Source organism: Actinocrispum sp. NPDC049592, assembly GCF_040675465.1.
Lineage (GTDB): Bacteria > Actinomycetota > Actinomycetes > Mycobacteriales > Pseudonocardiaceae > Kibdelosporangium.
In genome coordinates, this window is record NZ_JBFAPA010000001.1 from 494,212 (window position 1) to 516,911 (window position 22,700).

A 22,700-nucleotide genomic window follows, 5' to 3' on the forward strand; every position below is an offset into this window, starting at 1 on the left:
CAGTGCGACCACTCACGAGGGGTGAGCTGGGGAGACGCTTTGCTCGAGGAGGGCCATGGCTTCGTCGCGGGGCAGGATCCGGTGCTGGTCAAGGAGTTCGCGCTCGGTGTCGCCGAACTTGTCCAGCAGGGCACGGATCTCCGGGGAACCCACGTCGAGGGCGCCGCGGACCGCGGCGGCGGCGCCGAGCAGGCGGGCCGCCTCGGGGAGTTCACCGGCCATGGCGGCCACTTCGGCCAGCGATTCACCAATGCCCGCAACGCTTTGGTAGTCGACCATGAACGCGCGGCGGATCCCGGCCAGCGCGGACCGGGCGCGAGTCATGGCCTTGTCCGGCTCGCCTTCGGCCGCCAGCAACGGGATCTCCGCGGTGTCAACCCACGCGTACATCGGGTCGCCCTGGTTGTCCTTGCGGCCGGTGAGCAGCTCCCGCGCCTGCCGCAGGTACTTGCGTGACCTGGGCAGGTCGCCGTGCGCGCGGGCGATCTGGCTGAGCTTGCACAGGTTCACGATGGAGACCGCCTGCTGGCCCTGTTCCTGGCTGATCACGACGGCCTGTTCGAGGTCGCGCATGGCGCCCTCGATGTCGCCGTCACGGTACCGGATGTCGGCGAGCCGGCCGCAGGCCATGGGCGGCAACGGCAACGGCCCCAGCTCGATCTCCATCCCCATGGCCGCAACGAAAAGATCCATCGCACCGGCCAGATCACCGCGTACCGAACGGATCCCGGCCAGCCCGTTCATCGCCATCATCCCGCCCCACCGGTCGCCCAGGGTGCGGAACCGGCGGATGGCCAAGGCGAACCACCGCTCGGCCCGGTCCACGTTGCCGAAGTTCTCCGACGCCAGCGCACCGCCGAGCACGCTCACCGCGCGGCCCCACGGGTCCGGGTACCGCAGCGAACGCCGGAAGGCCACCGTCGCCGCGTGGTCCGTGTCGCCGAGCAACGCGTGCGCGATGGCCTCGACCATCGACAGCAACGGATAACGCGCCGCCGGCCCGACCCGTTGGCACAGCTCGATCAGCTCGTTGAGCCGGGCCGGGTCCGGGTCCCCGGTGCCGCTGGCCATCTCCAGCATTCGCAGCATGATCCGGGCATCCGCCGGGGCGTCCCGCTCCAGCCGCATGATCCGGTCGATCGGCATGATCTGCTCGGACAGCGACTCGCCGAACACGCCCTGGCGCAGCATCCAGAACCACGTCCAGGCGGCCGCGATCCGCGAGGACGTGTCGCCGTCCTCGTTGTCGACCGCGGTCCGCACGGCTTCGAGCACGTTGTCCCGCTCGGCGTCCATTGTGGACAAGGCCTGGAGCTGGCCGGGGCCACGGAGTTTCGGGTCGCACTCCTCCACGAACGCCAGCATGTACGCGGCGAGCCGGGTGCGGATCTCCCGCGGTTCGTCCAGCCGTTCCGCCGCGTAGGCCCGGACCGTCTGCAGCATGCGGTACCGCGGCGGCCCGTCCGGCCCCTCGCCCGCTTCCACCAACGACTTCTCGACGAGCGAGGCCAGCACGTACAGCACGTCACCGGAGGGCAGGTCACCGCCCGCGCAGACCGCCGTGATGGCTTCGAGGGTGGCCGCGCTGGCGAACACCGACAGCCTCGTGGCCAGCGTGCGTTCCGAATCGGTGAGCAGGCTCCAGCTCCACTCCACCACCGCGCCCAGGGTCTGGTGGCGCGGCAGGGAGGTCCGGCTGCCGCCGGTGAGCAGGCGGAACCGGTCATCGAGGCGGTCCGCGACCTGGCCGATCGTCATCGACCGCAGCCGCGCCGCCGCGAGTTCGAGCGCCAGCGGCAGACCGTCGAGCTGGCGGCAGATCGCCACGATGTCCTTGACATTGCTGTCATCCATGACGAACCCGGGCCGGACCGCGGCCGCCCGGTCGAGGAAAAGCCTTACCGCGGCGCGTTCCTGTGCCTGCTCCGGCGTGGCGTTCTCCTCGGGCAGGTCCAACGGCCCGACCTGGAGCAGCGTTTCCCCTGTGATGGCAAGGGGTTCACGGCTCGTGGCCATCACCCGCAGCCGTGGGCAGCCCGCCAGCAAGACATCCACGAGGTGCGCGGCGGCCGAGATCAGGTGTTCGCAGTTGTCCAGCACGATGAGATCCGCGCGGTCGCCCAGGGCGTCCACCAGCCGTTCGGTCACGTCACCCGCGGAACCGTGCCAGATCCGCCGTCCTTCGGCGACGCGCGGGTCGCCCAGTCCCAGCTCGGATGCCAGCGCCAGCGGCACATCGGAGGCCTCGCGCAGACCGGCCAGCGGCACGAACCACACGCGTTCATGGACTTTGGCCGCCGCTTCCGTCGCCAGCCTCGTCTTTCCAGCTCCGCCTGGGCCGACGAGGGTGACCAGGCGTCCGTCCATTTTGGTCAGTTCGACGAGTTCGTCGTGCCTGCCGACGAAGCTGGTCAGCTGGGCCGGGACCTTGGGCGGGCGCTTCGGCTGGTCGCGCAGCACCTCGAGGTGGACAGCCTTGAGATCCTGGCTCGGGTCGACGCCGAGCTCATCGCGGAGGTTCGTGCGGATGGTCTCGAACGCGGTGAGCGCGTCGGCCTGCCGTCCCGCCAGGTGCAACGCGCGGATCAACAGCCCCGCCAGGCGTTCGCGCAACGGGTGTTCGCGGGCAAGCGCGTACAGCTCGACGATGACATCGCCTTCCCGGCCGCGCCGGATGTCCGCGTCGATCCGGTCCTCCAGCGCGGTCAGCCGCAGCTCGGTCAGCCTGGCGACCGCGGGCGCGGCGAAGGGCGCGTCGGCGACGTCCACGAGGGCCGGCCCGCGCCACAGGTCGAGGGCTTCGCGGAGCACCTCGGCGGCCCGGGTGATGTGGTCCTTGCGCAGCAGGTCCCCGCCCTCGGCGGCGAGGCGCTCGAAGGTGTGCGCGTCCACGTCGGTGACCGCGAGCGAGTAGCCCACCGGGTGGGACTGCAGGGCCTGGCCCATGCCGGTCTTGCGCAACCGGGACACCAGCGACTGCAGGGCGTTCGTCGCGTCCGCGGGCGGCTGTTCACCCCAGAGCCCGTCGATCAGCGACTCGCTGGGCACGATCCGGCCCGCGTCCAGCGCCAGCCGGACCAGCAGCATGCGCAGCCGTACCCCGCCGACCTCGATCTCCCGGTCGGCGGCGTCCCAGAGGCCGAGCGGCCCCAGCATCGCTACCCGCACCCCTCTAGCTTCCCAGACGACCCCGGAACCTTGCCTCCTCGCCGTTCGTCTGATCCGTATGGACGAATGGCTCAGCACCGTGCCCGTCGCACACCGCGGTCTGCACTCCCCCGGCGTCCCGGAGAACAGCCTGGCCGCGTTCGCCGCGGCCGCCGACGCCGGTTACGCCATTGAGCTGGACGTCCACCTGTCCTCGGACGGCGAGATCGTGGTGTTCCACGATGACACCACGACCCGGCTGACCGGCACGCACCACAAGGTGACGGCCACGTCCGCGGCCGTCCTGACGGCTCTGTCGTTGGACGGCACTTCGGAGCGCATTCCGTTGCTGCGGGAGGTGCTCGACCTGGTCGCGGGGCGGGTGCCGCTGCTGATCGAGGTCAAGACCGGGACGCCGTCGGCGCTGATCGGCAAGCCGTTGCTGGCTTTGCTGGCGGGGTACGCGGGCACTTATGCGGTGCAGTCGTTCGACCCTCGGATCGTGTTGTGGTTGCGGCGTAACGCTCCTGGGGTGACGCGGGGGCAGATCTCCGGGTCGTTCGCCGGCGACGGGGTGCCGTTCGGGCAGCGGATCTTGTTGCGCAGCATGGTGCTCAACGCGGTTACCCGGCCGGATTTCCTGGCGTTTCAGCTGGATGCGTTGCCGAGTGTGGTGGTTGCGTTGTGGCGGCGGGTGTTGAAGGCGCCGCTGCTGGTGTGGACGGTGCGTGACCCGGGGCAGTTGCGGGCGGCGCAGAGGTTCGGAGCGAACCCGATCTTCGAGTCCATGGACCCGCGGCTGTGATCGTCAAGTACCTCGACGAGGTGGTGGTCAACCTCGTCGCCGTGGTCGTCGTGTTCGTCGCGCGGCTGCTGGGGTTCGACCTGTACAGCCGGTCGATCCGGGCCGGGCGCCGGTGGTTCGTGCTGTTCCGGCGGTTGTTCCGGACCAAGACGATCCTGCTGTACACAGACTGCAACGACGAGTTGATCACCAGCCGCGCGTTGGCCGGGCGGCTGCGGGAGGAGCTGCGCGGCCGTGGCGTGAAGACGCGTGTGAAGGTGACTCGCGACAGCGTCGACCTCATGCGGTGGACGTTTTCGCGGTCGATCCTGAGCATTGTCGTGCTGATCACCGATGTCACCCAGCTGAGCGCCCGCCCGCGCGACCGTGACCGGATCCAGAAGCGCCTCGTGCGCTATGTCCACCGGGGTGGCTGCCTGGTCCTCGGCCACGACGCCATCTACACCCGCAGCCGCAACGACCGTCTCCAGAAACTCGCCGGCGGCACGCTCGACGATTTCAAGACGATCGACGACCCCCTCATCTACACCCGCGTGGACACCGGCCCCCGATCCACCGCGGACATCACCCTCCGCAACGCCCTCCCACCCACCATCACGTTGGTGGACAACGAGATCGTCACCGGCACCTGGCACACCGCCGTCGATTTCCTGTACTGCCACAACAACGACACCACCAAACCCCTCATCACCCACCGCCGGGTCGACCGCGGCCGCGTGTTCTGGATGAACAGCGGCAACACCACCCGCACCGGCCCACCCCCATCCCTAACCCGCCCCGAAACCTTCACGCGCGTGTTGTCCACCCTGATCCACCACGCCACCACCACCTAGCCACGCCGCGGTGGGCACCGCGATGCGGCCCATAGAGCGCCCACAAGGCCGCCCCATCCCCCAAAACAAAAGAGGCGGCTCCCGGATGGGAACCGCCTCTTCGCGCTCTAACTCCTAGTCTTCCAGACCCTCCACGATGTCGCCCGACTTCGACGACGCCGCGAGGTCGACCGGGGGGCTGTCCGGCACGCGGCGGGGCTTGGACTCGCCGCGGAACACGAAGTGCGCCCGGTCGTCGGCGGTGCCCTCGCCGTCCCAGCCCTCAACGTCGGTGATGACGATCTGGCCGGGCTCGAGCTCGCCGAACAGGATCTTCTCGCTCAATTGGTCCTCGATCTCGCGCTGGATGGTGCGGCGCAGCGGCCGGGCACCGAGCACGGGGTCGAAACCACGCTGGGCGAGCAGGGACTTGGCCTTGTCGGTCAGTTCCAGGGCCATGTCCTTGTTGCGCAGCTGGGTCTCCACGCGGGTGATCATCAGGTCGACCATGCGGATGATCTCGTCGCGGGTGAGCTGGTGGAACACGATGATGTCGTCGATGCGGTTGAGGAACTCCGGGCGGAAGTGCTTCTTCAGCTCGTCGTTGACCTTCTGCTTCATCCGCTCGTAGTTGTTCGAGGAGTCGCTGCCGCCGGCGAAGCCGAGCGACACGGCCTTCGAGATGTCCTGGGTGCCCAGGTTCGAGGTGAAGATGATCACCGTGTTCTTGAAGTCCACGGTGCGGCCCTGACCGTCGGTCAGGCGACCGTCCTCGAGCACCTGCAGGAGGGTGTTGTAGACCTCCTGGTGCGCCTTCTCGATCTCGTCGAACAGCACCACCGAGAACGGCTTGCGCCGCACCTTCTCGGTCAGCTGGCCGCCCTCCTCGTAACCGACGTACCCGGGAGGGGCACCGAACAGCCGCGAGGCGGTGTAGCGGTCGTGGAACTCGCCCATGTCGATCTGGATGAGCGCGTCGTCCTCGCCGAACAGGAAGTTCGCCAGCGCCTTGGACAGCTCGGTCTTACCGACACCGGACGGGCCGGCGAAGATGAACGAACCGCTGGGCCGCTTGGGGTCCTTCAGGCCGGCACGAGTACGGCGGATCGCCTTGGAGACGGCCTTGACCGCCTCTTCCTGGCCGATGATCCGCTTGTGCAGCTCGTCCTCCATGCGCAGCAGGCGGGTGGTCTCCTCCTCGGTCAGCTTGAAGACCGGGATACCCGTCCAGTGCGCCAGGACCTCGGCGATCTGCTCCTCGTCGACCTCGGCGACGACGTCGAGGTCGCCGTCCTTCCACTGCTTCTCCCGCTCCGCCTTCTGGCCCAGGAGCTGCTTCTCCTGGTCGCGCAGTTTGGCGGCACGCTCGAAGTCCTGAGCGTCTATGGCCGATTCCTTCTCCCGGCGCACGTCCGCGATCTTCTCGTCGAACTCACGCAGGTCCGGCGGCGCCGTCATGCGGCGGATGCGCATCCGGGCACCGGCCTCGTCGATCAGGTCGATCGCCTTGTCCGGCAGGAAGCGGTCGTTGATGTACCGGTCGGCCAGGGTGGCCGCCTGCACCAGCGCGCCGTCGGTGATCGACACGCGGTGGTGCGCCTCGTACCGGTCGCGCAGACCCTTCAGGATCTCGATGGTGTGCTCCAGGTTCGGCTCGCCGACCTGGATGGGCTGGAACCGCCGCTCGAGAGCGGGGTCCTTCTCCACGTACTTGCGGTACTCCTCGAGCGTGGTCGCGCCGATGGTCTGCAGCTCACCACGGGCCAGCATCGGCTTGAGGATCGAGGCCGCGTCGATCGCGCCCTCCGCGGCACCCGCACCGACGAGCGTGTGGATCTCGTCGATGAACAGGATGATGTCGCCGCGGGTGCGGATCTCCTTGAGCACCTTCTTGAGGCGCTCCTCGAAGTCACCGCGGTAGCGGGAGCCGGCGACCAGCGAGCCGAGGTCCAGCGTGTAGAGCTGCTTGTCCTTCAGCGTCTCGGGCACCTCGCCCTTGACCACCATCTGCGCCAGGCCCTCGACGACCGCGGTCTTGCCGACACCCGGCTCGCCGATCAGGACCGGGTTGTTCTTGGTACGGCGGGACAGCACCTGCATGACCCGCTCGATCTCCTTGGACCGGCCGATCACCGGGTCCAGCTTGCCCTCGCGGGCGGAGGCCGTCAGGTTGCGGCCGAACTGGTCGAGCACCAGCGACGAGGACGGCGTGCCCTCACCGCGGCTGCCCGGCTCGGTCTCCGGCTTGCCCTGGTAGCCCGACAGGAGCTGCAGCACCTGCTGGCGGACCCGGTTGAGGTCGGCGCCGAGCTTGACCAGCACCTGGGCGGCCACGCCCTCGCCCTCTCGGATCAGGCCCAGCAGGATGTGCTCCGTGCCGATGTAGTTGTGGCCGAGCTGCAGCGCCTCGCGCAGCGACAGCTCCAGCACCTTCTTGGCCCGAGGTGTGAAGGGGATGTGCCCGCTCGGCGCGTGCTGCCCCTGGCCGATGATCTCCTCGACCTGCTGACGCACGCCCTCCAGCGCGATCCCCAGCGACTCGAGCGCCTTGGCCGCGACACCCTCACCCTCGTGGATCAAGCCCAGGAGGATGTGCTCGGTGCCGATGTAGTTGTGGTTGAGCATCCTGGCCTCTTCCTGGGCCAGGACAACCACCCGCCTCGCGCGGTCGGTGAACCTCTCGAACATTCGCACTCCCTGACTGCTGCGCCGGCGGCCCTAATCCACCCCGTTCCCGCGTTGGTGGATTCAGCACCGTAGGACCACTGTAGTCGCCCGGCCTGTCGCGCTCAGTGCCACGCACGACCACAGATTGATGACAGGCACTCTGCACCGGGCACCGTCTTACCGGACATCCCTCACAACGTGCGGTCAGAAGCACGGATTCCAGAAGATGGAACCTGTCCGCTGTCCGCGAACACCGCACTTCGCGGGGACGTCCGGTCACCCGATCAGATCAACCCGGCACCGGGTGCCTTGTCCGGTTGGACGGACAAAACGGGCGCATGACCCGGCTACATCCGGCCACGGTGGCGCGAGCCGATCGGCACCACCATCGGCGTGCCGGCCACCGGGTCGGTCATGATCTTGGCGTCCAGGTCGAAGACGTCCCGCAGCAGCTGCTCGGTCAGCACGTCGTGCGGGTCGCCCTGGGCCACGATCTCGCCGGCCCGCATGGCCACCAGCCGGTGCGAGTAGCGGGCGGCGAGGTTGAGGTCGTGCAGCACCATCACCACGGTCGTGCCGCGGGTCGCGTGCAGGTCCTGGACCAGGTCCAGCACATCCACCTGGTGGGCCAGGTCCAGGTAGGTGATCGGCTCGTCGAGCAGCAGCAGCTCGGTCTCCTGGGCCAGCGTCATCGAGATCCATGCCCGCTGCCGTTGCCCGCCGGACAACTCGTCCACGACCCGGTGAGCATGCTCGTCCATGCCGGTGAGCTTCAGCGCGTCGGTCACAGCGGCCTCGTCGGTCACCGACCACTGCCGGTACCAGGTCTGGTGCGGGTGCCGGCCACGCGCGACCAGGTCGGCTACGGTCAGCCCGTCGGGCGCCTGCGGGGTCTGCGGCAGCAGGCCGACTGTCCGGGCGACCTCCTTGGTCGGCAGCTTGTCGATCCGCTTGCCGTCCAGCAGCACCTCACCGGCCCGCGGGGCCAGCAGCCGGCCCAGCGCACGCAGCAAGGTGGACTTGCCACAGCCGTTCGGGCCGATCACCGACGTGATGGTGCCCTGCTCGACCGCCAGGTCGAGGTCGTCGACCACCAGCCGCTCGCCGTAGCCCAGGCCCAGGCCGCTCGCGTGCAACCGGACCCGGGTCTTCACCTGCGTACCTGCCACCACCGCAGCATAGCCGGGCAGGTTAGGCATACCTAACCCCTGGTCAGGGCGCATTTTGACGCGAAAAAGGCCCGTGGCGGCGCCACGGGCCAGTGGATTTTTCGCCACTCCGCGCGGTTTTAGTCCCGGTTGTTGTGGTAAGCCTCGGTGACTTCCTTCGGGATACGTCCGCGATCGGAAACTTTGTATCCCTTCTTGCGGGCCCACTCGCGAATTGCCTGGTTCTGGTCGCGATCCACCGCCGCGGTGCGGGCGGCGCGGCCCACGGCCGGCCTTCCCGGTGCGCGCTTACGGCCGCCGGAACGCCGGGCGTGATCCACGTAGTCACTCAGGATCTCCCTGAGCTTCTCCGCATTGCCACCGGACAGATCGATCTGGTACGAAACGCCGTCCAGCCCGAACTCGAGGGTCTCCTCGGCTTCTGATCCGTCAATGTCGTCAACGAGGGTCACCGTGACCTTCTGCGCCATACGTCGCCTCCTCGGGTCAATGCTGGTTGCGGATAGCTGGCGTGACCGGCATGTAATGAATACTCCGTACGCGTAGGCTAGCGCAAATTCTTCGAACAGGCGATGCCGGTTTCATTGCCGGCGAACCGGCGGGAACTGGCGATCGTGTCGGCGATCGCGAACCCGGTGAGTGCCATCAACGGCCGATCGATACCCATTCCGACTCCACCACTGGGTGGCATTCCGTACTCCAGTGCGCGCAGAAAGTCCTCGTCCGACCGCATCGCCAGGTCATCGGGGGCGTGTACGGCAGCGTGACCGGGTCGTCACCGAAAACGTGGTCCGCCGCCTGGCGCGATCGACTGCCTGGTCAGAACTCCTGCCGCGGGTATGCGGGCGCGGACCTGGAGAACTTCGCTATGCGAACTCGGGCGAATGCGAGGAATCACGTCGCTCATTCCACGAACGGCCGAACGGCAGGACCGCCATGAAGCGGCCGTGGCATCGGCGTTTCGACCTCGGTGAATGCCCCGCTGTGGAACGAGTCACGCAATGACCGGACGACTGCGTGTCGTTGCGTACCATGCAGCGCCCCCTGCCGGGTACATGATCAGGTCGGCATAACGTCGCCGCGGCCGATTCCCCGCCAACGTTCGCGAGGCCGGGCCACCTGGCCATGGGCGCAAAGCGCACGGAAAAACCGGGACGGCTTTCCGGCGGGATACCTTGGGAGGGTGAGCACACCCGAAGCGGAACTGCGTGCCCGGCGGGCCGGCTCGTTCGGTGCGCAAGCGCGGGCCTATGCGGAGCACCGGCCCGATTATCCCGATCCGGCAATCGACTGGGTGTTACCGCCCGATCCCGTGCATGTCCTGGACTTGGCGGCCGGAACCGGAAAACTCACCCAATCGTTGGTTGCCCGCGGGCTGCGGGTGACCGCGGTGGAACCCGATCCGGGGATGCGCGCGGAACTGCGGAAAAGGTTTCCCGGCACCAAGGCGCTGGCCGGGACGGCCGAAGACATTCCGCTGGCCGGCGCTTCGGTGGACGCGGTCCTGGTCGGGCAGGCCTTTCACTGGTTCGACGTGCCCAAAGCGCTCAACGAGATCGGCCGGGTGCTGCGGCCGGGCGGGGCGCTGGGCGCGATGTGGAACCTGGAGGACGAGCGGGTCGAATGGGTGGCGCAGTTCGAGGAGCTGATCCGGCCCCGGGTGAGCCGCGAGTGGACGGCCCGCAACCCCATGCCGGACAGGCACCCGTTGTTCGAGCCGTTTCAGCAGCAGGCGTTCGACCACTCGTTCCGCCGGACCGCCGAGACCCTGGCCGCGACCGTCGGCACGCATTCGCACATGCTCGTGTCCTCCGACGAGGACCGGGCGGCGGTCCTGACCCGGCTGCACGCCTTTCTCGAGTCGCGCCCGGAAACCGCGGGCGGCGGCGAGTTCGAGGTCCCGCTGCGCACCCTCGTCATGCGCACGTACCGCCGCTAACGCTGATTGCGTTCGAAGACCAGGCGCAGGCCCAAGAGGGTCAGATCCGGGTGGTGGAACTGGATCGTCTCCGACTCGGCCACCACGACCGGGGCGAGGCCACCGGTGGCGATCACCGTGACCGGACCGGTCTTGTCGTGGCCCTGCTCGTGCAGCTCCGCGATGATCCGCCGGACCAGGCCGTCGACCTGGCCGGTGAACCCGTAGAGGATCCCGGACTGCAGGCATTCCACGGTGTTCTTGCCGATCACCGACCGGGGCTTGGCGATCTCCACCTTGCGCAGCGCCGCCGCCCGCGCGGCCAGCGCGTCCACCGAGATCTCGATGCCGGGCGCGAACACCCCGCCGAGGAACTCGCCCTTGGCGGAGATCACGTCGATGTTCGTGGACGTGCCGAAGTCGACGACCACGCACGCAGTGCTGTAGAGGTGGTGCGCGGCCAGGGTGTTGATCACCCGGTCGCCGCCGACCTCCTTGGGGTTGTCGACCAGCAACGGCACACCCGTGCGGACGCCGGGCTCGACGATCAGCTTGGGCACGCCGTCGTAGTACCGGCCGAGCATCACCCGCAGTTCCCGCAACACGGCCGGGACTGTGGACAGCGCCGACACCGCGGTGACCTTGTCCGCGTTCTCGCCGAGCAGGCCGCGCATGGTCAGGGCCAGCTCGTCCGCGGTCATCCGGGCGTCGGTGCGCATCCGCCAGTCGTGGACGAGGCGTTCACCGTCGTACAGGCCCAGGACGATGTTGGTGTTGCCGACGTCGATCGCGAACAGCACGTCAGGAGTTCTCCAGCAGCGCGTCCAGCATCGCCGCGTCGGCCGTCTCGGCGGAGACCGCGCCGCTCTGCAGGCCGGAGCCCTCGGGCGCGTGCGCGGGGTCGTCGCCCAGGCTGACCGGCTTGTTCTCGGCGTCCACGAACACCACCTTGGGCCGGAACGCGGCGGCCTCGGCGCTGTCCATCAGCCCGTAGGAGATCACGATGACCAGGTCACCGGGGTGCACCAGGTGCGCCGCGGCGCCGTTGATGCCGATCACGCCGGTGCCGCGCTCGCCCTCGATGACGTAGGTCTCCAGGCGCGCGCCGTTGGTGACGTCCACGATCGCCACCTGCTCGCCGGGCAGCAGGTCGGCGGCCTCCATCAGGTCCGGATCCAGCGTCAGCGAACCCACGTAGTGCAGGTCCGCCTGGGTCACCGTGGCCCGGTGGATCTTGGATTTCAGCATCGTGCGCAGCATTCCGGTCGCCCCTCTAGTGCTGTTCCGGCTCGGGTGGTTCGCCCAGCCACAGCGCGGTGTTGTCGATAAGTCTGGTTGTTCCGACCTTGGCGGCGACAAGCAGCCTGCCCTCACCCCGTTCGGGCGGCGCGGCCAGGTCCGGCGAACGGACCTCGACGTAGTCGACGTCGAGGTCGGGGTGCGCGGCCAGGACCTCCTGGGCGGCTTTCTGGACGGCCTCGGCGCCGCCACGGCCCGCATGCGCGCCCGCGGTGAGCGCCGCCGACAACGCCACCGCGCTCTGCCGCTGCGGTTCGGTCAGGTAGACGTTGCGGGAGGACAAGGCCAGGCCGTCGGACTCGCGCACGGTCGGCACGCCAAGGACACGGGTCTCCATGTCCAGGTCCTTGACCATCTGCTTGACCAGGGTGAGCTGCTGGTAGTCCTTCTCGCCGAACATCGCGTAGTCGGGGCGGACGATGTTGAACAGCTTGTTCACCACTGTCAGCACGCCCGCGAAGTGACCGGGCCGGACCGCGCCCTCGAGCTGGTCGCCGAGCGGGCCAGGGTGCACCTGGACCTGCGAGCCGGGCGGGTACATGTCCTCGACACCCGGGGTGAAGACGATCTCCACGCGCTCGTCCGAGCAGACCTCGAGGTCCTTCTCGATGGGGCGCGGGTAGCGGGACAGGTCCTCGTTCGGGCCGAACTGCAGCGGGTTCACGAAGATGGACGTGACCAGGACGGTGTTCGGGATGTTGCGGGCCCGGCGGATCAGCTCCCGGTGGCCCGCGTGCAACGCGCCCATCGTCGGCACGAACGCGATCTTGGTGCCCACCGCCCGCAGGGCACGCGTCACCCGCGCGACCTCCTGGGGGCTGCTGTGCACATGCAGCCTGCCACGGGTGAACTGTGGTGCGGTCGTCAACTCAGGGCTCCTCATCAATGGCCTTGAACACATCCGGCGCGAGGTCCGGGCGCAGCAGGCCGTTGGCCGCCGCCCGGTCCGCGGTCCTGCGGGCAAGCTCCCGATAGGCGGGCAACATCTCGGGTGCCTTGTCCCGCAACACATCCAAGTGTTTCCGGACGGTACCCGCGTCACCGCGCGCCACCGGCCCGGTCAACGCGCGGTCACCATGCCGCAGCGCGTTGTCCAGCGCGGCGGACAGCAACGGGCCGATCAGCCGCTCCGGGGTCGCGATGCCTTGTTTGCGCAGCAGGTCGACCGCGTCACTGACCAGGGTCATCAGGTGGTTCGCACCGTGCGTGAGCGCCGTGTGGTACGCCGCCCGCGCCTCCGAGGGCACCCGGACCGGATCCGACCCCATCTCGACCACCAGGGCCTCACCGACGTTCCACGCGGCCTCATCCCCGTCGGCCGCGGTGATCCCGACCGAGCAGGCCGTGATCCGGTCCAAGTCCTCCGGGCGCCCGGTGAACGTCATCACCGGGTGCAGCGCAAGCGGCAGCGCCCCATGCTCGGCAGCGGGCCCGAGGACCTCGATCCCGTGCGCCCCAGACGTGTGCACAACGATCTGCCCCGGCCGCAACGACCCAGTGGCCGCCAACCCACGGACCATCCCGTTCAACGCGTCATCCGGCAGCGCCAGCAACACGAGGTCGGCCTTGCTCACCACTTCGTCGGGCGGCAGCAACGGCACACCCGGCAACATCTCCTCGGCCCGCCGCACCGAGTCCCGCGAGACCCCCGAGGCGGCCACCACCGTGTGCCCGGCCCGCGCCAACGCCGCGCCGAGCACCACACCCACCCTCCCAGCGGACACAACGCCCACTCCGAGACGCGCGGGGCGGCTCATGACAAGTCATCTCCCTTTCGTTCCAGTCCCGATCCCGGGTACCGGACGATTGGCGCGAGGGTAACCGGGCAGAAAAGACACCGCATCATCCAGGTGACCACCACCACCCACCCAACCACCCCCGAATCGTTACCCCACCCACCCCAGCGCACGCCGCAACCAGGGTCCCCCGCCGGGGGATCCCCTGCTTTCACGATCGCACGGAGGGGCGACAGTTCGGAGCGGACGGCCTCAGTCGTGGGGGAGTTATCCACAGGGTGCGGGGTTATCCACAACAGCCTGCGGACAGTGGACGACCAAGACTTTGTGTGCTTGCGGCACACCCAGAAACCGACCAGTCAGGGATTCGGGCGCCTCATCGATCGCGGCCGAGCAGCGACTCGGGCCGCACGACATACAGCGACTCCGGTCCCACACCGTTGTGTTGCCCACCGCGACCACACGGTGACCCGAGCCAGTCCCAAGCAGGAGCCTTTCCTCGGAACGGCACGATCTCACCGTCCGGAGCCACGCGAGCGACTACCCCGGCACGAACAAGACGCTCCGCACCGGCCAGGACTCGACATCCCAAAGTTGACGCAAAAGCCCACCATTCACAGCCCACCACCATCGTATTGGCGCGCAAGCGCACACGTGATCTTCGTGCCTTCTCCCTCTGGGTGGCCCTGCCGCGCGGCGAGCGCATTCTTTTCAGCGCCCCCAAAACGCCCCAGACACCCCAATGCCCCAATACGCCCCAGAGGCCAAAAGAGTCAGCGGCGAGAAGCCTCACGGGCAGCAGCCCGGCTCCGCCGAACCACCCCAGCCAACTCCCCCTCCCGCCCATTCCGGCTGTGCAAAGCAAAAGCAAGCTCGGTAACGGCAACCTGATACTCCCCAACAGCGGCCCCAGCCCCAGCCCCGAACTGCCGCCGAGCCTTGACCCGCCACTCCTTCCGCCGCTTGAGACTCGAGAGGAGCTCAACCTCACTCGGCGCCACCAGCCCCTCCTCGACCAGCCTGGGCAGCGCAGCGGCGACGATCTTCTGCTCCCGCTTCCGAGCCCAGTTGACCAGCACACCGGCCGCGACGAACAACGGAACCATGATCAAGAAGTAGACGTTCAAGAACGTGGTCCCCGACCCGAGAGTCGCCGCAGCGTTCCAAAGCGCATGCAACCCAACAGCCAGCAGATACCCGCCCAGAGGCGCACCAATACGCCCAGCCCGAGTCCGAGCCTGCGAAGAAATCCCCAGCCCAATCCCAGTCATCACAGTGAACAACGGATGGATGAAAGGCGCGAGCACCCCACGAAGAATGAAAGCAGCAAGCACCCCCGCAGTAGTCGCAGTCCCAAACCCGTGCTCAACGAAGATCCGCCCGAAGTAATAGATGTTCTCCGTGAACGCGAACCCCGCCGCACACATCCCCGCGTAGACAATCCCGTCGATGACGCCATCGAACTCATGCCGCCGCTTCAACAAGATCGCCAGCACGAAGGCGCCCTTAGCGGCCTCCTCCACGAGCGGCGCCGACACCACCGCGCTGATGGTGTCCCCGCCCTGCCTGCCCAGCAGCAAGTCACCCACGGCTTCCGCTGTGTTGTTGATGAGCAGGGCCGTCAGTGTCGCTCCGCAGGCGCCCCAGGCGAACGCCAGCCACAGGAGCTTGGCGGGTTCCGGTTCCCAGCGGTCGATCCACAGGAACACGGCGACCACGGGCACGACGGGCAACAGCGCGCCCGCCAAACCCACCAGCTCGGCGACTATCCCCACCCGCGCGGTGAGGTAGGCGAACACGCCCAGTCCACAAAGGCTCAGAACTATCAGGCCAAGCACCGGCAACAGAACGGTCAGCCGGCGCGGTGTCGGCCGTTTGGTCACAGCCGGCTCCTCGATCATCACGACGCGAAACCCTAGCGGGCGACCTGGGAACGCGCCGGAAGCTAGTCGTCGTCGCGGCGACGGCGGCGGCGCGGGCTGTCGGCGGTGCCGTAGGCGGCGAGCAGTTCGCTGACGGACTTGCCCTCGGCGTGCGAACCGGTTGGTGGGGGTGGGGCAACGGGTTTGGCGTGGCTGCCGGTGTTCCGCGCACCCGACATGGAGTCCTGCCAGGACGCAACGTCGTCGGGGCGGCGACGGCGCCCGCCGGTGGACGCGCCCGGCTCCTCAACGGCCCGGCGGCGGCCACCGGTCTCCTCGGCGCGGCGGCGGCCACCCGAGTCGGCAGGCGGCGGGGTGTCGACAACCCGCGACTCCGGTACGCGTGTCTGGAACGAAGGCTGCACCCGGGTCTCCGCGGCCGCGGGCACCATCGGCACGGGCATCTCGGCGGAAGGCTGGCTGCGCGGCGGGCGGGGCTCGGCGGGAGGCGGCATGCGGTTCTCAGCCGGTTTCACGGGCTGAACACGAGTCTGCGAGGCCGAAGAGGACATAGCCGGAGGCAACGGCTGCACACGAGTCTCAGCGGCTGCAGGAGACAACGGCTGTACCCGAGTCTCTGCGGCAGCTGGGGAGACTGGTGGCTGCACACGAGTTTCCGCTGCTGCAGGCGACACCGGCCGAACGCGCGTCGCGGGATCCGCCGGGATGGGCGCCTGCACGCGGGTCTCAGCCTCCGGACGCGGCAACGGCTGGCTCTGCTGGCCCTTCGGCGGACGCGGCGGACGGCCCGGCTGAACAGGCGGCTGGGGCGGTTGTTGTGGAGCAGCGGCCTGGCGCTCCCACGACGGCGTCCAGTTCGGATCGATGCCCTCACCAAGGCTGCGCGCCGAGTCACCGGCCAACGGCCGCTGGTAGGAGTCCTGACGCGACGGGGTGGCCTGTCCTGGTTGGACGACCGGCTCCCACCAGCCCGAACCGGGATCGGCCGGGTCGATGCGCTCCTCGCGGGTCAACGGCCGCGGCTGCTGGCGAGCCTGCCGCTCCTGCGGGCGCTGCGCCTCACGCGCGGCCGGACGCTGGGGCTGCTGACGTTGGGTCGGTGGGCGGCGCGGTGCCTGGCGGTCCGCCGGCACGCGGTCCATCAGCTCGGTCTGCGGCTCGGCCGGGATGATCACCTGTTCGCGGGACACTGCTCCGGACGACTGACTAGGGCTGAGCCGTTTCACCTGCGACTGCCGGGAGATCTGCGGGGCCTCGTCACCGAGCGACCGCATCCGGGTCGCCTGCAGCGCGAGCCGCTCGACCAGCACCTCGCCGCCCAGCAGGCCTTGCAGCGTCTCGCGCAGCGCGCCCAGCTCGGTGCGCAGCGCGGCGATCTCGTTGCTGGACTGCTCCTCGGCCTTGCGCTTGGCCTCGGCCTCCAGCTCCAGCTCGTACTCCCGCCGGGCGGCGATCTCCCGCTCCAGTTCCAGCTCGTAGATCGCGCGCAGCTCGGCGGAGTTGTCGGTCCTGTCGGTCACCTGGCGGCGGAACCGGGCGGCGAGGAACGCGCCGACCAGGGCGGCCCACAGCGCGGCCACGATCCCCAGCTTGAGGAACCGGGCGTCGTCGCTGAACACCAGGACGAGCGTGGCACCGAGCCCCAGCACCAGTGCACCGCCCAGCAACAGGCGCGCCGTGCTCGGCACCCTGCGGCCTTCACGCGGCGAGGGCGCACGGCTCGTCATGCCCTACACCGTACCGGGCAGTTACAAGGTCGAGACCAAGTCGTGTCGGTTCAAAAGTTAAATCCGCGTTGAGCAGCGGTCAGTGGTCGCCGGGATCGTCCGGGTCCTTGGGCGTCCGCAAGCAGTGCTCCAGCCACAGACCCGCGCCGATCAGCAGGGCCGCGCACACGATGCCGATCACCGAACTGGTGGTGTCGTTCGCCGCGGCGACGATGTCCGACCGCTTCGGCAGGACGTAGACGAGCACCCCCAGCCAGGCGCCGAGCATGATCGCGCCCAGCATGGACGACGCCTTGGCCAGCGCCACCGCCCGCGCCGCCGCAAGCGCTTGCACCGGACGGCCCGTCTTCGACCGGATCCGCGCGCGCAGCGAGAACCCCAGCACCACGTCGATAACGGCGATGACCACCAGGGTCACACCGGCCAAAGTGGGCAACGGCGGCAGCGAGCCGTACGCCGACTGCATGATCAGGTACAGCACGATCCCGGCGACCAGCCCGGCGGCGATCAGGTCGCGCGGCTTGGTGAACCTCACACGGCCTCCAGCTTCAGGTCCTCGCGCCGCCGCACACCCGCGATCTCGCTCGCGGGCAGCGCGGCCACCAGGTCCGCAATCCTGCCGTGCCCGGGAAGTTCGGCGTCGGGCTGCACCTCGAGCCACGGCACCAGCACGAACGCCCGCTCGTGCGCACGTGGATGCGGCAGCTCCAAGGTGGGATCTTCGCTGGTCACGCCCGCTACGGTGATCACGTCGACGTCCAACGTCCGCGGTCCCCAACGGACTTCACGCACCCGGCCGGCCGCGTTCTCCAGCGTATGCGCGCGATGCAACCAGCCCCATTCGTCGATGTCCTCATGGGACACGACGACGATGGCGTTGAGGTAGTCGTCCTGGCCGGTGACACCCCACGGCGCTGTCTCGTACACCGACGACACCGCCAGCGCGGGCAGACCATCCACAACGGACTGCAGGTGGCCGAGGCGATCGCCCATGTTGGACCCAATGGACAGCACTGCCGTCGTCATCCGCGCTCCCGGCGCACGGTCACCGCGACATCCTCGAACGTCAACGGGATCGGCGCTGATGGCTTGTGGACAGTCACTTCCACGGCGGTCACGCGCTCGTCGGTCAGCACATCGCCGGCGATCTCGGCGGCCACGGTCTCGATGAGGTCGCGCGCCGGACCGGCCACGATCGCCGCCGCGCGCTCCGCGAGTTCGCCGTAGTGCAACGTTTTGGTGAGGTCGTCCGTCTCCGCCGCTTCGGTCAGCGAGAGCCACGCGGTGATGTCGACCAGGAAGTCCTGGCCGTCGCGTTTCTCGTGCTCGAACACGCCGTGATTGCCACGCACCCGAAGACCGGTGAGCGTGATCCGATCAGCCACAAGTCCCCCATTCGGCGACGACCCGCACGGCGTCCAGCGAACGCGCCACATCGTGCACCCGCACGCCCCACACGCCTTTGGCCGCTGCCAGCGTCGAAATCGCCGCTGTGGCGTCCTCGCGGCCGTCTGGCGGCCTTGGCGTGCCGTCGGCGTCCGCCAGCAGCCGGCCGATGAAACGCTTGCGCGAGGCGCCGACCAGCACTGGGAAGCCCGAGCCGATGAACACGTCCAGGTGACGCAACAACGCCCAATCGTGTGGCGCTTGCTTGGCGAAGCCCAACCCTGGGTCGATGACGATCGCCTCTTCGGGTACACCTGCCTGGATCGCCGCGTCGATGCGCTGGTGGAGCTCGGCCCGGACCTCGCCGACCACATCGGTGTAGTTGGCCAGGGAGTTCATGTCCTTGCTGTGGCCACGCCAGTGCATGAGGATCCACGGCACCTTGGCGTTCGCCACGACCCTCGCCATGTCCGGGTCCGCGAGCCCACCCGACACGTCGTTGACCACAGTGGCCCCGGCCCGCAGCGCCGCCTCAGCCACCCGTGCACGCATGGTGTCCACGCTGATCCGCACACCCGCGCCGGACAGTTCCTTGATCACCGGCTCGATCCGGGCGATCTCGATCTCCGGCTCGACCCGTTCCGCCCCCGGCCGCGTCGACTCCCCGCCGACATCCACCAGGTCGGCACCCAGCGCCCACATCTCGTGCGCGTGGTTCACCGCGTCGTCCACCGAGAGGTAGCGGCCACCGTCGGAGAACGAGTCCGGGGTGACATTCAGGACGCCCATCACCACGCAGCGGCCCGGGTCGGGCAGCAGCCGGTGGGTCATCTGCGCGCCTTCATCAGGTCCAGCGCCTCGGCCCTGGACGACGCCGAGGTCTTGAAGATGCCGCGCACCGCCGACGTCGTGGTCCGCGCCCCGGGCTTGCGGATCCCCCGCATCGACATGCACAGGTGCTCGGCCTCGACCACCACGATCGCCCCGCGCGGCTGCAACGTGCGCACCAGCGAGTCGGCGATCTGCGAGGTCAGCCGTTCCTGCACCTGCGGCCGTTTCGCATAGGCGTCGACCAGCCGCGCCAGCTTCGAAAGCCCGGTCACTTTCCCGTGTTCGTTGGGGATGTAACCGACATTCGCGACCCCATGGAATGGCAGCAAATGGTGTTCGCAGTTATGCGTCAAATGCCCCGCCACCAAAAAAGTCGGATGCGGGTCACAAGTAAAACTGTGAACCGTGACCGGCCCGGGAATCGGCTCGACCGACTCGACCTCGGCCCACTCCGAGCCGGCCAGGCTGGTCCGGTGCGAATCCTGGGCGAACCCGTGCCGCAGGGACCACCCGTCCACCGACGCGCCGACCGCGGCGAGCGCCGGACGGGCAAGGGCCTTCCCACCCGGCACCGTCCATTCGACGGATGTCCCGGCGACGTCCTTCGCCTCCATCCAGCCCGCGGGCGTCGCGAGCGGATGGTCGGGCGTCACCCGGAACCGGCCCTTCGCGGTCCGCACCTCGACGAGCCCGGGAGCCGTCCGAGTGGTCACACCAACGACCGTGGTCTCGGTGAGCTCGCCGTCCACCAAGGTCCACAACCGGTCACCGGCACCGACGATCCGAGCCGCTTTCGGCCCGTCAACGGCATCGACCGGCTGCGCCCCCGGCAGGCAGTACGAGTACATCGGGATGTCCGTGACCAGGACGAGTTCTTCGTGGCTCTCGTCGAACGTCTTGGCCAGGACGGAGTCCGCGTCCATGTACAGACCGGCGAACATCTCCCGGTAGGCGCGGGCGACCCGCGCCGGGGTGTCCGCGAGGCCTTCGCGGTCGGGGTCCTCGCCGCAGGCCAGCAGCAGCTCGCGGACCGCGTTCTCGGCGCGGACCTGGTCGAATACAGGCCGAACGGAGTGACCGGGGGCCACTCCGTTCGGGTTGATGTCGCTGCTCAGCTCTTGTCCCGCTCGTCCGGGTCCTGGTTGGGGGACGTGGCGGGCCGCCAGCCGGGAGGCGCGCCGTAGTTGGGCGGGCCGCCGGCCCGCTTCTCCGGCGTGTACGGCGGCGGAGGCGAGTAGCCGGGCTGCGGGGTGTACGAGGCAGGCGGCAGGCCGTTGGGCAGCGCGCCGTTGTTCGCCTCCTTGGGCAGGTCCTTGGCCCCGCCCACGGCACCGACCGGGGTCGGCTCCGGCTCCTCCTGCAGCGGCGGCCACGGCTCGCCCCGCTCCATCGCCAGCTCACCGCGGGTCTTGACCGGCGGCTTGTCGGACGGGACGCGCTCGCCGAAGTCGTTGAACGCGGTGATCCGGGGGCGCTTCTCCACCCGGGAGAAGATCCGCTCCAGGTCCTTGCGCTGCAACGTCTCCTTGTCCAGCAGCTCGACCACCAGGTCGTCGAGGACGTCGCGGTAGGTGTTGAGCACCTCCCACGCCTCGGTGTGGGCCGCCTCGATCAGCGCCCGCACCTCCTCGTCGATCTCGTGCGCGACCTCCAGCGAGTAGTCCGGCGCGTGGCCCATCGACCGGCCCAGGAACGGGTCGCCCTGGTCCTGGCCGTACTTCACGGCACCCAGCCGGGCGCTCATGCCGTACTCGGTCACCATCGCCTTGGCGATCTTGGTGGCCTGGTCGATGTCCGAGGAGGCACCGGTGGTCGGCTCGTGGAACACCAGCTCCTCGGCTGAACGCCCGCCGAGCGCGAACACCAGGCGCGCGATCATCTCCGAGCGGGTCATCAAGCCCTTGTCGTCCTCGGGGACGACCAGAGCGTGCCCGCCCGTGCGGCCGCGCGGCAGGATGGTCAGCTTGTAGACCGGCTCGAGGTCCGGCATCGCCCACGCGGCGAGCGCGTGCCCGCCCTCGTGGTAGGCGGTGATCTTCTTCTCCTTCTCGGAGATGATCCGGCTCTTGCGGGCCGGACCGCCGATCACCCGGTCCACCGACTCCTCGAGCGCGAGACCGTCGATCATGGTGCCGTTCTGGCGAGCAGTCAGCAGCGCGGCCTCGTTGAGCACGTTGGCCAGGTCGGCGCCGGACATCCCGACGGTCCGCTTGGCCAGCGCCTGCAGGTCCACGTCGGCCGCCATCGGCTTGCCCTTGGAGTGCACCTCGAGGATCTTGCGGCGGCCGGTCAGGTCCGGCGCGGAGACCGGGATCTGCCGGTCGAACCGGCCCGGGCGCAGCAGCGCCGGGTCGAGGATGTCCGGCCGGTTGGTCGCCGCGATCAGGATGATCCCGCCGCGCGCGTCGAACCCGTCCATCTCGACCAGCAGCTGGTTCAGGGTCTGCTCGCGCTCGTCGTGACCACCGCCGAGGCCGGCGCCGCGCTGGCGGCCGACCGCGTCGATCTCGTCGACGAAGATGATGCACGGCGCGTTCTGCTTCGCCTGCTCGAACAGGTCGCGGACACGCGAGGCACCGACACCGACGAACATCTCGACGAAGTCCGATCCGGAGATCGTGTAGAACGGCACGCCCGCCTCACCGGCGACCGCACGCGCCAGCAGCGTCTTGCCGGTTCCGGGCGGGCCGTAGAGCAGCACGCCCTTCGGGATCTTCGCGCCGAGCGCCTGGTATCGGCCCGGGTTCTGGAGGAAGTCCTTGATCTCGTACAGCTCTTCGACGGCCTCGTCGGCACCGGCCACGTCGGCGAACGTGGTCTTGGGCATGTCCTTGGACAACTGTTTGGCCTTGGACTTGCCGAAGTTCATCACCCGGTTCCCGCCGCCCTGGACGTTGTTCATCATCCAGAGCAGCAGCAGGCCCAGCAGCACCAGCGGGATGGCGAACAGCAGGATCTGGGAGAGGAAGGACTCCTGTGTGACCTTCGTCTCGAAATTGACGTTGTTCGTCCGGAGCAGGTTGAACACGTCGTCGCCGGCCGTGGCCGGGAAGGACGTGAAGATCTGCCGCTGGCCGTCGGCCTTGCTGGGGTCCTTGAGGGTCAGCTTGAGCTGCTGCTCCTTGTCCTCCAGCGTCGCCTTGTCAACGTTGCCCGTGGTGACCTGCGTGATCGCCTGTGTGGTGGAGACCTGCGAATAGCCACGGGTGTCGTCGAAGATCGTGCTGAACGCGAGGTACAGCAGGAACACCGCCAAGATCCACAGCAGCGGGTTTCGGAGCAGTCGCTTGCGGTCCAATTCACTTACGGCCGCCCGGCGG

General features: G+C 68.8%; 18 protein-coding genes and 3 pseudogenes. 3 read left to right on the forward strand and 18 right to left on the reverse strand.

Features of this window, described 5'->3' with window-relative positions; translation table 11 throughout:
• Window positions 1-12: 12 nt before the first annotated feature.
• The gene (locus tag AB0J95_RS02330; protein WP_364751173.1) at window positions 13-3,168 is read right to left on the reverse strand and encodes a BTAD domain-containing putative transcriptional regulator; all 3,156 of its coding nucleotides are present in this window, start codon (window positions 3,166-3,168) and stop codon (window positions 13-15) included.
• Window positions 3,169-3,226: 58 nt separating this feature from the next.
• Here AB0J95_RS02330 and AB0J95_RS02335 point away from each other — a divergent pair, with 58 nt between their 5' ends.
• Both AB0J95_RS02335 and AB0J95_RS02340 read left to right on the forward strand, forming a co-directional pair.
• A complete protein-coding gene (locus AB0J95_RS02335; protein WP_364751175.1) occupies window positions 3,227-3,952 on the forward strand; it encodes a glycerophosphodiester phosphodiesterase family protein in 726 nt (241 codons plus the stop codon).
• Window positions 3,949-4,785, forward strand: coding sequence for a hypothetical protein (locus AB0J95_RS02340; RefSeq protein WP_364751178.1), 837 nt, complete (start codon window positions 3,949-3,951; stop codon window positions 4,783-4,785). The genes AB0J95_RS02335 and AB0J95_RS02340 overlap by 4 nt, the downstream gene beginning before the upstream one ends.
• Window positions 4,786-4,899: 114 nt before the next feature.
• Here the strand turns inward: AB0J95_RS02340 and AB0J95_RS02345 are convergent, their stop codons facing one another.
• The 4 genes and pseudogenes from AB0J95_RS02345 to AB0J95_RS02360 form a co-directional block, all read right to left on the reverse strand.
• Entirely contained in the window at window positions 4,900-7,452 is a 2,553-nt protein-coding gene (locus tag AB0J95_RS02345) for an ATP-dependent Clp protease ATP-binding subunit (protein ID WP_364751181.1), read from the reverse strand.
• Between the two features lie 326 nt (window positions 7,453-7,778).
• Complete coding sequence (locus AB0J95_RS02350; protein WP_364751184.1) at window positions 7,779-8,600, reverse strand: ABC transporter ATP-binding protein; 822 nt, start codon at window positions 8,598-8,600, stop codon at window positions 7,779-7,781.
• 119 nt (window positions 8,601-8,719) lie between these two features.
• Window positions 8,720-9,070 (reverse strand): Lsr2 family protein, encoded by a 351-nt coding sequence (locus tag AB0J95_RS02355; RefSeq protein WP_364751186.1) that lies wholly within the window; start codon window positions 9,068-9,070, stop codon window positions 8,720-8,722.
• 111 nt (window positions 9,071-9,181) lie between these two features.
• A pseudogene (locus AB0J95_RS02360) lies at window positions 9,182-9,336 on the reverse strand (amino acid--tRNA ligase-related protein); the annotation flags it as partial.
• 447 nt (window positions 9,337-9,783) lie between these two features.
• On the opposite strand from AB0J95_RS02360, the gene AB0J95_RS02365 reads away from it, so the two are divergent.
• Complete coding sequence (locus AB0J95_RS02365; RefSeq protein WP_364751189.1) at window positions 9,784-10,539, forward strand: class I SAM-dependent methyltransferase; 756 nt, start codon at window positions 9,784-9,786, stop codon at window positions 10,537-10,539.
• Here the strand turns inward: AB0J95_RS02365 and AB0J95_RS02370 are convergent.
• The 13 genes and pseudogenes from AB0J95_RS02370 to ftsH form a co-directional block, all read right to left on the reverse strand.
• The gene (locus AB0J95_RS02370; RefSeq protein ID WP_364751191.1) at window positions 10,536-11,318 is read right to left on the reverse strand and encodes a type III pantothenate kinase; all 783 of its coding nucleotides are present in this window, start codon (window positions 11,316-11,318) and stop codon (window positions 10,536-10,538) included. The two genes, AB0J95_RS02365 and AB0J95_RS02370, sit on opposite strands and share 4 nt — an antisense overlap.
• 1 nt (window position 11,319) lies before the next feature.
• The gene (gene panD, locus AB0J95_RS02375) at window positions 11,320-11,778 is read right to left on the reverse strand and encodes an aspartate 1-decarboxylase (RefSeq protein ID WP_364751194.1); all 459 of its coding nucleotides are present in this window, start codon (window positions 11,776-11,778) and stop codon (window positions 11,320-11,322) included.
• A 13-nt stretch (window positions 11,779-11,791) separates the two neighbouring features.
• Window positions 11,792-12,700 (reverse strand): pantoate--beta-alanine ligase, encoded by a 909-nt coding sequence (gene panC / locus AB0J95_RS02380; protein WP_364751196.1) that lies wholly within the window; start codon window positions 12,698-12,700, stop codon window positions 11,792-11,794.
• Window positions 12,687-13,574, reverse strand: a complete 888-nt coding sequence (locus tag AB0J95_RS02385; RefSeq protein WP_364751199.1) for a DUF2520 domain-containing protein — start codon at window positions 13,572-13,574, stop codon at window positions 12,687-12,689. Before AB0J95_RS02385 ends, panC begins: the two co-directional genes overlap by 14 nt.
• Window positions 13,575-14,326: 752 nt before the next feature.
• Window positions 14,327-15,454, reverse strand: a complete 1,128-nt coding sequence (locus AB0J95_RS02390; protein WP_364753409.1) for a PrsW family intramembrane metalloprotease — start codon at window positions 15,452-15,454, stop codon at window positions 14,327-14,329.
• Between the two features lie 44 nt (window positions 15,455-15,498).
• On the reverse strand, window positions 15,499-17,163 hold the full coding sequence (locus tag AB0J95_RS02395) for a DUF6779 domain-containing protein (protein ID WP_364751202.1): 1,665 nt from the start codon (window positions 17,161-17,163) through the stop codon (window positions 15,499-15,501).
• Between the two features lie 79 nt (window positions 17,164-17,242).
• Window positions 17,243-17,698 (reverse strand): DUF3180 domain-containing protein, encoded by a 456-nt coding sequence (locus AB0J95_RS02400; RefSeq protein WP_364751204.1) that lies wholly within the window; start codon window positions 17,696-17,698, stop codon window positions 17,243-17,245.
• The gene (folK, locus tag AB0J95_RS02405) at window positions 17,695-18,189 is read right to left on the reverse strand and encodes a 2-amino-4-hydroxy-6-hydroxymethyldihydropteridine diphosphokinase (protein WP_364751207.1); all 495 of its coding nucleotides are present in this window, start codon (window positions 18,187-18,189) and stop codon (window positions 17,695-17,697) included. Before folK ends, AB0J95_RS02400 begins: the two co-directional genes overlap by 4 nt.
• Window positions 18,186-18,548: a dihydroneopterin aldolase gene (gene folB, locus AB0J95_RS02410; protein ID WP_364751208.1), complete on the reverse strand. Its 363-nt coding sequence runs from the start codon at window positions 18,546-18,548 to the stop codon at window positions 18,186-18,188. Before folB ends, folK begins: the two co-directional genes overlap by 4 nt.
• On the reverse strand, window positions 18,541-19,380 hold the full coding sequence (folP, locus tag AB0J95_RS02415) for a dihydropteroate synthase (protein WP_364751209.1): 840 nt from the start codon (window positions 19,378-19,380) through the stop codon (window positions 18,541-18,543). Before folP ends, folB begins: the two co-directional genes overlap by 8 nt.
• Window positions 19,377-19,724: pseudogene (gene folE / locus AB0J95_RS02420) on the reverse strand (GTP cyclohydrolase I); the annotation flags it as partial. The pseudogene folE and the gene folP, both read right to left, overlap by 4 nt.
• Window positions 19,725-20,213: 489 nt before the next feature.
• Window positions 20,214-20,483: pseudogene (locus AB0J95_RS02425) on the reverse strand (GTP cyclohydrolase I); the annotation flags it as partial.
• 8 nt (window positions 20,484-20,491) lie between these two features.
• Window positions 20,492-22,678, reverse strand: coding sequence for an ATP-dependent zinc metalloprotease FtsH (gene ftsH / locus AB0J95_RS02430; protein ID WP_364751211.1), 2,187 nt, complete (start codon window positions 22,676-22,678; stop codon window positions 20,492-20,494).
• Between the last annotated feature and the right edge of the window lie 22 nt (window positions 22,679-22,700).